The organism is Rossellomorea vietnamensis, from assembly GCF_008180415.1.
Classification (GTDB): Bacteria; Bacillota; Bacilli; order Bacillales; family Bacillaceae_B; genus Rossellomorea; species Rossellomorea vietnamensis_C.
On sequence record NZ_VTEI01000006.1, the window covers coordinates 162,243 to 177,172 of the forward strand.

Annotated in this window: 10 protein-coding genes; all 10 read right to left on the minus strand. The window is 42.3% G+C overall.

Annotated features, from left to right (window positions below):
• Positions 1 to 2 precede the first annotated feature (2 nt).
• Positions 3 to 323, minus strand: a complete 321-nt coding sequence (locus FZC78_RS12990; protein WP_187444932.1) for a YlxQ family RNA-binding protein — start codon at positions 321 to 323, stop codon at positions 3 to 5.
• 11 nt (positions 324 to 334) lie between these two features.
• Positions 335 to 604, minus strand: a complete 270-nt coding sequence (gene rnpM, locus FZC78_RS12995; RefSeq protein ID WP_148940125.1) for an RNase P modulator RnpM — start codon at positions 602 to 604, stop codon at positions 335 to 337.
• A gap of 11 nt (positions 605 to 615) precedes the next feature.
• Positions 616 to 1,740, minus strand: a complete 1,125-nt coding sequence (nusA, locus tag FZC78_RS13000) for a transcription termination factor NusA (protein ID WP_148940126.1) — start codon at positions 1,738 to 1,740, stop codon at positions 616 to 618.
• A gap of 38 nt (positions 1,741 to 1,778) precedes the next feature.
• Positions 1,779 to 2,249 carry a ribosome maturation factor RimP gene (rimP, locus tag FZC78_RS13005; RefSeq protein ID WP_148940127.1) on the minus strand — a complete coding sequence of 157 codons (471 nt, stop codon included), beginning with the start codon at positions 2,247 to 2,249 and terminating at the stop codon, positions 1,779 to 1,781.
• A 471-nt stretch (positions 2,250 to 2,720) separates the two neighbouring features.
• Positions 2,721 to 7,043 (minus strand): PolC-type DNA polymerase III, encoded by a 4,323-nt coding sequence (locus FZC78_RS13010; RefSeq protein WP_148940128.1) that lies wholly within the window; start codon positions 7,041 to 7,043, stop codon positions 2,721 to 2,723.
• A gap of 653 nt (positions 7,044 to 7,696) precedes the next feature.
• Positions 7,697 to 9,403: a proline--tRNA ligase gene (locus tag FZC78_RS13020; protein WP_148940129.1), complete on the minus strand. Its 1,707-nt coding sequence runs from the start codon at positions 9,401 to 9,403 to the stop codon at positions 7,697 to 7,699.
• A gap of 562 nt (positions 9,404 to 9,965) precedes the next feature.
• Positions 9,966 to 11,222, minus strand: coding sequence for an RIP metalloprotease RseP (rseP, locus tag FZC78_RS13025; protein ID WP_148940130.1), 1,257 nt, complete (start codon positions 11,220 to 11,222; stop codon positions 9,966 to 9,968).
• Between the two features lie 573 nt (positions 11,223 to 11,795).
• Complete coding sequence (gene dxr / locus FZC78_RS13030) at positions 11,796 to 12,947, minus strand: 1-deoxy-D-xylulose-5-phosphate reductoisomerase (protein ID WP_148940131.1); 1,152 nt, start codon at positions 12,945 to 12,947, stop codon at positions 11,796 to 11,798.
• A 51-nt stretch (positions 12,948 to 12,998) separates the two neighbouring features.
• A complete protein-coding gene (locus FZC78_RS13035) occupies positions 12,999 to 13,793 on the minus strand; it encodes a phosphatidate cytidylyltransferase (RefSeq protein WP_148940132.1) in 795 nt (264 codons plus the stop codon).
• On the minus strand, positions 13,790 to 14,584 hold the full coding sequence (locus FZC78_RS13040; RefSeq protein WP_148940133.1) for an isoprenyl transferase: 795 nt from the start codon (positions 14,582 to 14,584) through the stop codon (positions 13,790 to 13,792). The genes FZC78_RS13035 and FZC78_RS13040 overlap by 4 nt, the downstream gene beginning before the upstream one ends.
• Between the last annotated feature and the right edge of the window lie 346 nt (positions 14,585 to 14,930).

Sequence of the window (14,930 nt, forward strand, 5' to 3'; positions counted from 1 at the left end):
GTTCACCCCCATTGAGATTCATCGAGCAGCTTGGAAATCTTACTTGCAAAACCGGCATCGAGTACAGCGATGGTTACCCTTGCTTCTTTTCCAATTGCCCCTCCGAGAACACCTCTGTCTTCCACTTGATAAACAGGAACTTTGTAGTAGCTGCATTTATCGGTGATTTTTTTTCTGGTGTTTTCAGATGCATCGCCTGCAAGCAGAACGACTTTTGCCCGGTTGTTTCTGATTTCCTTAATAACAAGCTCTTCGCCTGAGATCACTTTGCGTGCCCGATTGGCCAATCCTAGCAGAGACATCCATCGATTTTCCTGATTCATATAATCGTGAATTACTCCTTTTCCACCAGCGCAAGCAGCTCTTCGTAAATCGAATCATCCACTTTTGTCTGTAATTGATTGGCTATTGCATTTTTCTTTTTTGCTGTGAGAATGGCATCCTCTGTTTTCGAAAGGTATGCTCCTCTTCCTGACTTCTTGCCTGTCTGATCAACGGATACTTCGCCTTCCTTTGAACGAACGATCCTGATCATTTCTTTCTTTGGTTTCATTTCCCCTGTGGCCAAGCACTTTCTTAAAGGAACTTTCTTTTGAGTACTCATCACTATCACCTTTATTCCAGATCTTCGGAAGAATTATCTTCATAATCCTCTTCTTCATTCACAGGAAGAAGCGGCTCATCGCTGTTTGGATACAGGCCTAATTCACGGGCATCTGTTTCACTCTTGATGTCAATTTTCCAGCCTGTCAATTTTGCAGCAAGGCGTGCATTCTGGCCTCTTTTTCCGATTGCCAATGATAGCTGATAGTCCGGTACAACGACCCTTGTTGCCTTTGCGTCTTCATCCACTTGGACATCCAATACCTTGGAAGGACTGAGAGCGTTCGCAACAAAAGTGACAGGATCTTCTGACCATTGAACAATATCGATCTTTTCGCCTTTAAGTTCATTCACGATTGCCTGGACACGGGCTCCTCTGGTACCTACACAAGCTCCTACAGGATCGATTTCTTCATTTGAGGCAGACACGGAAATCTTGGAGCGGTCGCCTGCTTCCCGGGCAACAGATTTAATCTCAACTGTACCGTCAAAAATCTCAGGAACTTCAATTTCAAACAACCTTTTTAACAGGCCAGGGTGGGTTCTGGACACAAAAATCTGCGGCCCTTTTGTTGTTTTTTCCACCTTTGTAATAAACACCTTAATGCGGTCATGCGGTTTATATGACTCGTTTGGCATTTGCTCATTAACCGGCAGAAGCGCTTCAATCTTTCCAAGCGCAACATAAATAAAACGTCCGTCCTGCCTTTGGACGATACCTGTCATGATGTCTTCTTCCCTGTCAGCGAATTCAGAGTAGATAATTCCGCGCTCTGCTTCTCTTACACGCTGTGTTACAACCTGTTTGGCTGTTTGTGCCGCAATTCGGCCGAAGTCTTTAGGAGTGACCTCCAGCTCTACTACATCGCCTGTGTCATAACCAGGGTTAATTTGTTTTGCATCTTCCAGGGAGATCTCGAGGCGTGAGTCAAAAACTTCATCCACGATTTCCTTGCGGGCAAATACGCGCATGGAACCCGTTTCGAGATTAAGGTCGACCCTCACATTTTGCGCCTGGTTGAAGTTTCGCTTGTAAGCAGAAACAAGGGCAGCTTCAATAGCTTCGATAATAACATCCCTAGAGATGCCTTTTTCTTTTTCAAGTACATTTAGAGCCTCAAGTAATTGTGAACTCATTATTATGTCATCCCCCTTCTAATAAAGGTCCTTCCGTCTTATGAAAAAGTGACAGCCAGACGTGCTTTAGCTACTTTTTCCATCGGAATGTCTACCTGCTTTTTCCTTGTCTTGATTGTCATTTCTATTGATAAAGAGTCTCCATTATAAGACAGGAGCTTCCCTTCAATCGCTTTTTCTCCAATGATAGGTTCATATGTTTTCACCAGGACATTTTTCCCGATTGCTTTCTCAAAGTCCCTTTCTTTTTTCAGCGGGCGTTCTGCCCCTGGAGAAGAAACCTCAAGAAAGTAATTGTGGGTAATCGGGTCAAGTTCATCCAGTTTTTCACTCAGCCGCTCACTTACGATTCCGCATTCCTCAATGTCGACTCCGCTATCTTTGTCAACAAATACACGCAGGAACCAGTTCGAGCCTTCCTTTACATATTCAACATCTACCAATTCAAGTGACATGTCATCTAAAATCGGTGTCACGAGTTCATCTACGAGTTCAGTGATTTTACTCATACATACCTCCTGGATTATAAAAAGAAATCTTGGACCAGGAATAATCATTCCCAGCGAATAAAATATCGGACGCCTAGTAATATAGACAGGTATTGCCACAACCTTCGCTGCACAACCCCTGTCTATCACCTTAAACTCTCGTTAGTCTGGATACCAAGCCTGAAAGACCTGTGAGGGCTCCAGCCTGTCAGCAGCAGCTGCTGACAGGCTTTAATCCGAAACCCACTTGAAAGATATTTTATCATTCCTGCTACAAGATGACTTTCGGCTTGAGGGATGAAAGGCAGAGCAAGATTCGTTTCTGTCATAAGATGAACAAATAGAATCCAGTCAAGCAAAAATCCCTAATCAACAACGAAAGAGTGGGGGCGCCCCACTCTTTCTTCAGAGTTATCATTAGTATTTCCAATAAAAATATACCATAACCAACATTTTTTTGCAAACAAAACCCTTGACAGGAAAGGGTCCGCATTAGAATAAGGACAGTTGGTTCTGGTCTGGAAGGGCATCAAGGCAGCCGTGATTCGTCAGGTACTCAATAATCGTCTTGGATACTCTTCCTCTTTGCTGAAGATCTTCCTTTGAAAGAAATTCTCCTTCTTTTCGCGCATTGACAATGTTGATCGCCGCATTTGTGCCAAGGCCCGGTATAGCGTTGAACGGTGGAATAAGGGAATCTCCATCAATGACGAATTCTGTCGCTGAAGATCTGTATAAATCCACCTTTTGAAATTTATAGCCCCTTTCACACATTTCCAAAGCAAGTTCCAATACTGTCAATGTATTCTTTTCTTTTGGTGAGGCATCAAGTCCTTTGCTGTTGATTTCTTCAACCTTTGCCTTGACAGCCTGGCTTCCCCTCACCATTGCTTCTATATCAAAGTCTTCTGCACGGACAGTAAAGTAAGCAGAATAATAGAGCAGGGCATGGTGGACTTTAAAATAGGCGATCCTTACGGCCATCAATACATACGCAGCAGCATGGGCTTTAGGGAACATGTATTTAATTTTTTTGCAGGAATCGACATACCAGCTGGGAACACCATTCTTGGCCATTTCCTCTTCCCATTCAGGCTGAAGTCCCTTTCCTTTTCGGACAAATTCCATTATTTTAAACGCCAATGAAGGCTCAAGGCCCTGATAAATCAAATAAACCATGATATCATCACGACATCCGATTACTTCACTCAGGTTACAGATATTATTGTGGATCAATTCCTGGGCATTTCCGAGCCATACATCTGTTCCGTGAGAAAGACCGGAAATCTGGACCAGCTCAGAGAAGGTAGTTGGTTTTGTATCTTCGAGCATCTGCCGGACAAATCGTGTTCCGAACTCTGGAATACCTAATGTTCCAGTTTTACACATAATCTGATCCTGAGTAACCCCAAGGGACTCTGTACCGCTGAAAATCTTCATGACTTCAGGGTCATCTGTAGGAATCGTTTTAGGGTCGATGCCGGATAAGTCTTGAAGCATACGGATGACGGTTGGATCATCGTGTCCAAGTATATCAAGTTTCAGCAAATTATCGTGAATGGAGTGGAAATCAAAATGTGTCGTTTTCCATTCCGAGTTTTTGTCGTCCGCCGGAAATTGGATAGGCGAAAAATCGAAAATATCCATATAATCAGGTACAACGATGATTCCACCTGGATGCTGACCGGTGGTTCTCTTGACACCTGTGCATCCTTTGGCCAGCCTGTCGACTTCCGCTCCCCTGATTTGCAAGTTATTGTCTGAAGCGTATCCTTTTACATACCCGAAAGCCGTTTTGTCCGCTACTGTTCCAATAGTGCCGGCACGGTAAACGTTATCCTCGCCGAACAGGACTTTTGTATAGTCATGCGCCTGCGGCTGATACTCACCGGAGAAGTTCAAATCGATATCGGGGACTTTATCTCCTTTAAAACCAAGGAAAGTTTCAAAAGGGATATCATGTCCATCTTTTTTAAATTGAGTTCCGCATTCAGGACATATTTTATTCGGCAGGTCAAACCCAGATCCCACAGATCCATCATCAAAGAACTCTGAATGCTTGCATGATGGACATACATAATGTGGGGGCAGCGGGTTAACTTCCGTGATTTCCGTCATTGTGGCCACCAGGGACGAGCCAACCGATCCACGTGACCCAACCAGGTATCCATCACTCAGAGATTTTTTAACAAGTTTTGCGGAAATCAAATAGATAACAGCAAACCCATGTCCAATGATGCTTTTCAATTCTTTTTCAAGTCTTGCTTCGACAATCTCAGGAAGCTCCTCCCCGTAGATACTCTTTGCCATCGCATAACTCATCCGGCGCATTTCTTCGTCTGCACCTTCGATTTTAGGAGTATATAAATCATCTTTGATTGGTTTAACATCTTCGATTAAGTCTGCGATTTTATTTGTGTTCGTCACAACTATTTCTTTCGCTTTGTCTTTCCCAAGGAATGAAAAACAATCAAGCATTTCATTTGTTGTCCTGAAATGAACATCAGGAAGTTTGTGGCGGTTAAGCGGATTGGCTCCGCCCTGTGAACCGACAAGGATTTCCCGGTGGACTTTATCAGTCGGATTAAGATAATGGACATTCCCTGTCGCCACTACCGGAAGGTCCAGCTTTTCCCCAAGCTTAACTATGTTCCCGATGATTTCTTCAAGGTTCTGATTGGATTGAATAAGTTCCAGTTCTATCAAATGCTGATAGACTTCTTTCGGATGGACCTCGAGATAATCATAAAACCGGGCAACTTCTTCCACTTCTTCCGGGGCCTTCTGCATCATCCCTTCAAAGACTTCACCTTTATCGCACCCTGATCCTACGAGAATGCCGCTCCTGTATTTGCGGAGCAGTGAACGGGGAATCCTCGGTACACGGAAGAAGTATTCCAAATGAGATCTTGTCACCAGCTGAAACAAATTCTTTAAGCCTTCTTCGTTCTGCGCAAGCAAAGTCACATGAGATGGACGTGAACGTTTGTATGAGTCGCCTTTTCCCATATAATCATTGAATTGATCATGATAGACAATTCCTTTTTCATGAGCATCTTTTAACATCTTGAGAAGGAGATAGCCTGTTGCCTCTGCATCATATATTGCCCGGTGATGCTGAGTCAGTTCTATATCAAACTTTTTAGCCAGTGTATTCAGACGATGGTTTTTCATCTGCGGATACAGAAGCCTACCCAATTCAAGAGTATCAATGACAGGATTATCGGCTTTATCCAGACCTGCCTTTCCGTATCCTACATTCAGGAAGCCCATATCAAAGGAAGCATTATGAGCGACCAGGACAGCATCTTCTGCCCAATCTTTAAATGATTTAAGTGCCTCCTCAATTTCTGGTGCATCTTTTACCATTTCATCTGTGATACCTGTCAAATTGATGGTTGTAGCAGATAAAGGATGATGAGGATTAGCAAATGACTCAAATCGGTCTATGATTTCACCGTCGCGGATCTTGACTGCCGCCAGTTCGATAATCGTGTTATACATCGCAGAAAGACCGGTCGTTTCCACATCAAATACCACATACGTATCTTCTTCCAGATTACGATGTGCATCATTATAGGCGATTGGCACGCCATCATCCACCAGATTTGCCTCAAGTCCGTATAGAATTTTGACTCCGTGTTTCTTGCTGGCATTATACGCTTCAGGGAATGATTGAACGACAGCATGATCTGTGATCGCGACAGCTTTATGGCCCCATTTTTTCGCCTGTCCTACAAGATCAGCCACTGAAGAAATACCATCCATTTGACTCATAGGTGTATGAAGATGAAGTTCAACCCTTTTCTCATCTTCAGCTGCTGTATCTTTTCTCAGGACAGGAGTTATTTCATTCACATCATTGGCAATCATGACTAAGTCCCTGACAAATGTATCGTTCTGAATGCTTCCTCTGCAGCGGACCCACATTCCTTTTTTCACATTGCCCATGATAGCTGCATCTTCCTTATCACGGGAGAACATTTTAACAAGGATTGAACTTGTATAATCAGTGATTTTGAATGTTAATAAAGTCCTGCCGCTTCGAAGTTCTTTCGTTTCAGCATCGAAAATATATCCTTCAAGAGCAATTCTTCTTTCCTCATCATAGATTTGCTCGATCTTTCGGAAATCAGCATCATCTTTGATGGTCAGGCCGATATTGACTGGTCCGGATGGTGCACCATCCTGTTCTTTCTCATTAGCCTGCTTCTGCATCTCGATTACTGCCTGCTTGGCTCGTTCTTCGTCTTCTTTTCTTTTAGCTTCGAGGAACTGCTTATAGTCATCGTTTCCGCTGTCTGACTGCTTGACTTCCGCATCAATCGTGTAAGCGGGAAAACCGAAATTTTGAAATACAGAAGCAATAAAGCCTGCATACTTTCTTTTTAAGGCAGTGGCCTCTGTTTCATTAGATGTTTCCACTATGATCTTACTGCCTTTTATCCTTGGAACCTGTTTATTTAAAAGAGCCAGAAGCGGCGGTGAAATTCCGTCAATTTCTTTGATGCATTCGCTCCAATATTCGAGAAGCTGCTCTTCGGTGTGCGAATCATCGACAAGGTTGATGGAGTATTGGACTTTTGCAATATGTTGAAAGGCTTGCTGCAATCTTATGGAGAAGGTGCTCCATACTGAACAAGGAACGAGCTTCTCTAATCTGAAGTAAAAATGCCATCTCTTTTCCTGGCGGTCAACCAGCAGCTTTTCAATCTGGGCAGATTGAAAATGCTTTACAACAGCATCTTCTGTTAATCCAAGCTGCATGAGAAGCACTTGAAATCTTTCTTTTTTACCGGCGGGATTCTCCTGCAAATCAATTCTCCCCCATTCTTTTTTTCTTTATCTTTATCTAAAATAAAATATTTCATCTTAGAAAACGTCATGCTTTCAGTTTATCAAAAAATTTCAAGCATAGTTAGAGAATCGCAATCATAATCTGGATAACCCTGAGATTATTTACTAAGCGGAAGATGCTTTACCGTGTCCGATTTATACCAAAACCAGAGTCAAGTGACTTAGCGTCCAACAAATATCGGTCTCTCTCCTTGCGATAAGTCAATTAGTTCATTTCCTGTCCTTATATAAAGTTGTTCATAGAAAAAGCCGGAATTAGGGCCTTTTCTTTGATTAAGGATATCCTCGTATAGACCAGAAGTAAAGTCCTAGGGAATTGAACATCAGCTCACTGCGTTCGCTGTGTTTCCTTTATCTCATGCGAGAGCCCTGAAATCTGTACGGCGCTGAACAAGGCGCTTCCGCTTTATACTCAATCCAGCTCCAGCGCCTAGCCTCTCGGGGTCAAATAACCCTCAGAGAATAAAAGGATAGACCGCCTTTTTTTCTCTGAGGAACATTTGCCTGTCGGGGCTGAACAAGGCGCTTCCGCTTTATACATAAGAAAGGGACTGACCTAATGATCAGACCCTTTTTTAGTCTTTAGATTTATCTTACCATAAATTCCGTTGTTATTGATTGCGAAATAATTCCTGCAGCTTAGCGGCTAGTTCATCTTTATGTACTTCGATGACTTCACCACTTTTTCTCACTTTCACTTCTACTACTCCATCTGATGCTTTCTTGCCGACTGTAATTCTGAAAGGAATTCCAATCAGATCTGAGTCTGTAAACTTAACTCCAGGGCGTTCCTGGCGGTCATCAAGGAGCACGTCAAATCTATGCTCTTTCAATTGAGCATATAACAGTTCTGCAAGCTCTCTTTGCTCATCATTTTTGATATTGACCGGGATAATATGAGCATCGAATGGTGTTAAACTGGAAGGCCATTGTAATCCATTTTCATCGCTGTACTGCTCTGCAGCAGCTGCAAGTGTCCTCGAAACACCTATACCATAACAGCCCATGATCATGGATTGAGACCTTCCATTTTCATCAAGGTACTGTGCACCCATAGCATCACTGTATCGTGTACCGAGCTTGAAGACATGCCCTACTTCAATTCCTTTTGCAAATCGGATGGTTCCTTCACCGTCAGGAGATGGATCTCCTTCTTGAATGAATCGAAGGTCTGCGAATTGATTCACCTCAAAATCTCTTCCGTGATTAACATTTAAATAATGATAACCTTCTTCGTTTGCACCGCAAACTGCATTTTTAATGTATTTCACTGCCTCGTCAGCAATGATTGTTACTTCTGCTTGAAGTTTCACAGGGCCGACTGAACCTACAGGGGCTTTAAGAAGTTGTTTTGTTTCCTCAGCAGAAGCTAACTCAACGACAGAAGCGTTCAGCAGATTCTTTACTTTAATATCATTCACTTCATGGTCACCGCGGACAAGGACAAGAACAAATTCTTCGTCTGCTTTAAAGAGAAGCGATTTGATACATTTGTCTTTCCCAGCTTCCAGCTGGCGGCTCACTTCCTCAATCGTTTTAAGACCGGGAGTTTCAGCCTTTTCAATATCCTTCACTTCTTCTGCGGAGTCTTCAAATTGAGCCAGGACAGGAGCCATCTCGATATTTGCCGCATAACGGGAAGTGTCTGAGTAAGCTATCGTATCTTCTCCAATTTCAGAAAGAACCATGAATTCATGAGTATCTTTTCCGCCCATGGCGCCAGAATCGGCGATTACGGCCCTGAAGTTCAAACCGCAGCGCTTGAATACATTGGAATATGCCTGAAACATTTTCTCATAGGTGTCATCAAGGCTTTCATAAGAAGAATGGAATGAGTAAGCATCTTTCATGATGAATTCTCTTCCCCTCAGCAATCCGAATCGAGGGCGCTTTTCATCACGGAACTTTGTCTGGATCTGAAACAGGGTAAGAGGCAGTTTTTTATAAGACTTGATTTCATCTCTTACAAGGGAAGTGATGACCTCTTCATGGGTGGCACCCAAAGCAAAACTGCGCTTGTGCCTATCTTCCATTCGCATTAATTCGGGGCCATATGTATCCCACCGTCCCGATTCCTGCCATAGTTCTGACTGCTGCAGCGCCGGCATCAATAGTTCCACTCCGCCTGCGTTAATCATTTCCTCTCGAATGATTTCTTCCACTTTTTGAAGAACTTTACGTCCCATAGGAAGAAAACTATAAATACCACTGGCATTTTGCCTGATATAACCTGCTCTCAGTAACTGCTGGTGACTTTTCACTTCTGCATCTGCTGGTGTTTCCCTCAGCGTTGGAATTAACGTCATACTTTGTTTCATTGTGTTCCACCTCGACTAAAATAAGATTGATAACTTCTTTAAATTTGCTCTTCTGAAAAGCGGCAGATTTCTGGTTCAGCCGCATGAATGGCGACTCCGATTCTCCTTACAGGAAGAACCAGACAATAGCAACTTATATAACACTATTTGAGAAAAGAGTCATTCACAAAAAGTGCAGCCTGTTGCTTAAAAATTTTTCTGCTGAATTATCTTTTGGAGACAAGACTTTATAGTATTTAATAATGGACGAATGATGCGATTACTGCAAGCTTCCAAAAGGTCGTTTTTTCTAAAGGCTCTTTCTGCAAACTTTTTTGCTGTTTTGTACCAATTTCAAAAAAGAATAATTATCATTCACCGGAATAACCTGACAATCATGAAAAGAAAAGGGCTGCTCTCTCCAATACTGAGAAAACCCTTTGTATCCGGGAATAACCGAAAGTAATTTATGGGAACACAGCCTTTCTAAAAGTCTGTAAATTCCGACCTTAAAGTAAAGAGTTCATCAATTTTCACAAAAGAAAAGAGAACGAACAAGTTCATTCTCTTTCCTCGGTAACTGTTACAGGAAGAAACGCTGAATATCGTTCCAGGTAACCACAAGCATTAATACCATCAACAAAGCAAAACCGATAAAGTGGACCATACCTTCTTTGTGGCGGTCTACAGGTTTGCCTCTTACCGCTTCTACGAGGAAGAACATCAATCTTCCTCCATCCAGCGCAGGAATAGGGAGAAGATTCATAATGCCCAGGTTGATACTGAGGATAGCTCCCCAATTCATTAAATTGTATATACCTGATTTTGCAACGATATCCGTTGACTGATAGATCCCGACAGGACCTGACAGGGCATCAATAGAGAACTGCCCGGTTATAAGCTTCCCAAGCATGACAAAAATCAGCTTTGTCCATTCATAGGTTTGTGTAAAACCATTACCGACCACTTTTAACGGAGACTTTTCTACAGGGTTATATGCCCCGATTATACCTATCTCCTGATCTTCAATCACTTGCGGCTTTGGAGTAACAGCAATCTCTTCAGTAACACCATTACGGTCAATAGTGAATAGGAGTTGATCGCCAGGGTGCTTCTGAATAATACTGACAATATCTTCCCATGTGGAAATTTCGTTGCCATCCACACTTAATACTTCGTCTCCCTGTTGAAGACCAGCTTCTCTTGCTGCACCATCTTCCGTAAGCTTTCCAAGTACAGGTTCATCGACGGGTACCCCCTGCAGCAAACCTACGATTAAAAAGATAAAAAATGCCAAGATAAAGTTGAATAAAGGACCTGCAAAGATGGCCATTGCTCTCTGGGATAAAGTTTTGGAAGCAAACTGCCGGTCCCAAGGTGCCACTTGTGTTTCCATACCATCTTCAATAATGACCGCTTCTCTTCCGATAGAGAAAGTCTTCAATTCTTCTTCCCCATCTTCATATCCACGGATGAACAACTTGTGTTCCAAATCACTTTCTTCTACTTCTACAACGCGGATATCCGGATATCTGTCTTTATTGTTAATAATGATTTTTTTGATTGTTTCATTGTTATCCAGAACTAATCCTATTCTGTAACCCGGCTTCAGATCCACCATTTCCGGATCTTCTCCTGCCATTCGGACAAAGCCTCCAAGCGGAAGCAGCCTGATCGTATAAGTTGTTTCTGATTTCTTGTAGGAGAACACTTTTGGGCCAAAGCCAATAGCAAACTCCCGGCACATGATCCCCGCTCTTTTGGCAAAAATTAAATGTCCCAATTCATGGAAGAAAACAAGTGCGCCAAAAATGATAATAAAGGCTATCACTGTCTGCAAATAGAAAACCACCTTTTTAGAGTATGTGTAATGAATTTTAAAATTGTACGGTTAAAAAGCTGTATTCTGCAGTTATACCCCTCAAGCAAAACAAGGAACATTATCTATTTTTTGTTTTTAAGAACAATAATATCAGGAGGCCCATTCAACCTCTGCCTTGCTTCGGTAAGAGTGGTCAGCCTTTCATGCAAGCACCCCGCATAAAGAACGATCAACCTGAATATGTAAGGTTGTTTTCGCAAAGATTGCGGCTATGGACAAATAATGGATTTCCACTCCAGCCGCACGACTCCGCGGGGCGGGCGGTGAGCCTCCTCGGCTTTGCCTGCGGGGTCTCACCTGTCCCGCAGGAGGTCGCACGCCTTCCGTTCCAATTTCCTACTTTAAAGGGGAAAGGCAAGATAGTAATCAAAAGCAACTTTTTCTTAGAAAAGAGCAACTCTCAAAGAACTGCTGGGGATGAACGCAAGGGATTTCAGCTCCAATTCCACTTAAAAGAAATTAAAATAGCATCCAAAAGTAACAATCTTTTAGAAAAGAGCCATTTGTAAAGTCTTCAGTCCAGAAACTACTTTAACCAAGATTCAGCTCATTTACAAATCGGCGCGTTTCAGAATCAATCTCCCTTATGGCCTCCAGATCAGGCTGTTTAATCAATTCATGCTTTGTAAGAGATTTTTCGATGAGCGTCTCAATATCCAGGAAAGAAATTTCCCCATTCAGAAAGCGTGCCACCGCTGCTTCATTGGCAGCATTCAGGACAGCCGGCATAGATCCGCCAGCCTTTCCTGCCTCAAAACAATATTCCAGACAGCGGAAACGTTCAAAATCCATTTCCTCAAAGTGCAGCTTTCCGATTTCAGCAAGGTTCAGCCTGCCTCCCCTTGGTCTGGCAAATCGATCCGGGAATGTCAATGCATATTGAATCGGCACTCTCATGTCAGGTGTTCCCAGCTGAGCCATAACTGAACTATCATGGAATTCCACCATAGAATGGATGATGCTTTCTCTATGTAACAAAACTTTAATATTCTCATAAGGAATGCCAAACAGCCAATGAGCCTCTATGACCTCCAGACCTTTATTCATCATCGTTGCAGAATCTATCGTGATTTTTGCACCCATAGACCAATTCGGATGATTCAGTGCTTCATCTACAGTCACGCCTTCCAGCTCGGTTCTTGTTCGGTCCCGGAAGCTGCCTCCTGAAGCTGTAATAATCAGGGATTCAATATTCTTCGTGTTTTCACCTTGAAGGCATTGAAAGATGGCAGAATGCTCACTGTCAACAGGCAAGAGCGAGACCTGATTTCTTGCGGCCGCTTCCATGACAATATGGCCAGCAGTCACCAGGGTTTCCTTGTTCGCAATGGCAATCGTTTTTCCAGCCTCTATTGCCCTCAGTGTAGGAAATAGACCAACACTTCCAAGCACTGCGTTCACCAGAACATCAGTATCCTGATGACAGGCAGTTTCAAGCAGTCCTTCCTCACCCCAAAGCACTTTTGTTCCATGAGCTACCTCGTTTTTCAAAACCTCTGCATCCTCTTTCAATTGGACGGAAACAAGCCGTGGATTAAACTCCTGAATGATCTTACGGGTTTCGGCTATATTTCTCCCAGCAGAGATGGCTGTAAGTTCAAATTGTTCCTTATTCTCTCGTATTACATCAAGGGTTTGCATTCCAATTGATCCGGTTGCCCCCATAAGACTGATTTTCCTCAAAAACATTCACTCCTACATTAAGACCAAGTTTTTCAGCTATTGCTTTATGACTTATAGAACATTCAAAAAATGCAGCAAAGGCAGTACGAATAAAAGACTATCAAAGCGGTCTAAAATTCCGCCATGTCCAGGCAGCAGTTGACCAGAATCTTTCACGTTATAGTGTCGTTTCAATGCTGATTCGACCAAATCGCCAATTTGCCCGAATACAGATAATATGGCAGAAACGATTAACAGCTTCGGAAGGGATATGGCCAAATCTGCAAACAAAGTGAAAATGACCGCCACTGCCATTGCACAAATGACTCCGCCTACAGAGCCTTCAATTGTTTTATTTGGACTGATATCCGGCCAGAGCTTCCTTTTCCCTAAAGCCCGTCCGATAAAATAAGCCCCTGAATCAGTTGACCAGATTAAAAACAGCGAATAAAAAACAAACTGTATTCCTGCATCAGCATTCCTGGTTTCAATGAAGTAATAAAATCCAATCCCGACATAAAGTGTCGCCAAGATAGAAAAAGCGACATCATCAAAAGAGAATCTGTTCTTTGCGGCTACTGTATAAGTAAGGAACAGCAAAACAGCAAGCAATGCAAGCTCAATCTTGCTGTACCCCAAACCCTCTATAACACCAATATATTGATCCGGGACTAAAAAAATCCATAAAAGTGCAATAGAAATTATTCCAGGTATCGATAGCAGGCGCAAATTCCTCATTTTTAGAGCCTCATAAAGACCTATCGTCGCAATCAAATAAGTTAAAATTAAAAACGGCGTACCTCCGAACAATACTATTGGCAGAAACACTGCCGCTGCTATAACTCCAGTCAGTATTCTTTGTTTCATTCCAATTCCTCACTTTGTATACCGCCGAACCTTCTTGACCTTCCTTGATACACTTCTATTGCTTCAATTAAGTGTTCTTCCTTAAAATCCGGCCATAGAACTGGTGTAAACCAAAATTCAGTATACGCCAATTGCCAAAGCATAAAATTGCTGAGCCTGATTTCACCGCTGGTACGGATTAAAAGATCCGGATCGGGGAGATCCTTTGTCAACAAGTAATTAGAGAAGGTTTCTTCGTTAATTTCATTTTTATCTATTATACCATTGCTGACATCATTTAAGACATCCTTTACAGCCTCTATGATTTCAAATCGGCTTCCATAGTTCAGGGCAAAGTTTAATACAAGCCCATTATTATGTTCCGTTTCTTTCATTGCCTTCTTGATTGCATTAGCTGTGTGGGACGGGAGTTTATCCTCATAGCCCATCATTGTTACCTTTACGTTTTCCTCAATCAATTCTGGCAGAAAAGTACCAAGGAACTCTTCAGGAAGTTTCATAAGATAGTCCACTTCCATTTTAGGCCTTTTCCAATTTTCTGTCGAGAAAGCATACAGTGTTAATGTTTTGACTCCAAGCTCATTAGCCATTCTTGTAATTTTGCGAACCACTTTCATCCCCTCATGGTGGCCAGCTATTCTAGGGAGGGCCCTCTTTTTGGCCCACCTTCCATTACCGTCCATTATGATAGCGATGTGGCCGGGAATCTGGTACTTTAACACGTCATGAAATTTTTCGTCAACCATGGATTTATCCTTTTGACTTTTCCATAATTTCATTCTATTTAACATAAATGATCCTCCACAAGACTATAGTATCAATTTTAGTTTGAATGCCGGCAAAGACATTGACATGCCCTTATGATCCGTGCACAGTCCATATTCACCTGCAGCTTGGATAAGAACCTCACATTATAAATGAATATGAAGCCTCGAAGCCTGCTGCCAGTTATTCAGCCATAATCCCCCAATAGGATTTTTCTCGCTGCAGTAATAATAACATAATTTATAAACAAGGATTCTCCATAGAAACTAAAATCGGATAGGAAAACTTTTTCCCTACTATCATATCAAAAATATGTATATTTATCTTTAAAAAACAGAAATCGCTTCGCTTTATGTATATTTAGTATGAATT

Coding starts and splice junctions, on each gene's coding strand:
- FZC78_RS12990 (WP_187444932.1), bottom strand. CDS start 323: ATGAATCAGGAAAATCGATGGATGTCTCTGCTAGGATTGGCCAATCGG.
- rnpM (WP_148940125.1), bottom strand. CDS start 604: ATGAGTACTCAAAAGAAAGTTCCTTTAAGAAAGTGCTTGGCCACAGGG.
- nusA (WP_148940126.1), bottom strand. CDS start 1,740: ATGAGTTCACAATTACTTGAGGCTCTAAATGTACTTGAAAAAGAAAAA.
- rimP (WP_148940127.1), bottom strand. CDS start 2,249: ATGAGTAAAATCACTGAACTCGTAGATGAACTCGTGACACCGATTTTA.
- FZC78_RS13020 (WP_148940129.1), bottom strand. CDS start 9,403: ATGAAACAAAGTATGACGTTAATTCCAACGCTGAGGGAAACACCAGCA.
- FZC78_RS13035 (WP_148940132.1), bottom strand. CDS start 13,793: ATGAAACAAAGAATACTGACTGGAGTTATAGCAGCGGCAGTGTTTCTG.
- FZC78_RS13040 (WP_148940133.1), bottom strand. CDS start 14,584: ATGTTAAATAGAATGAAATTATGGAAAAGTCAAAAGGATAAATCCATG.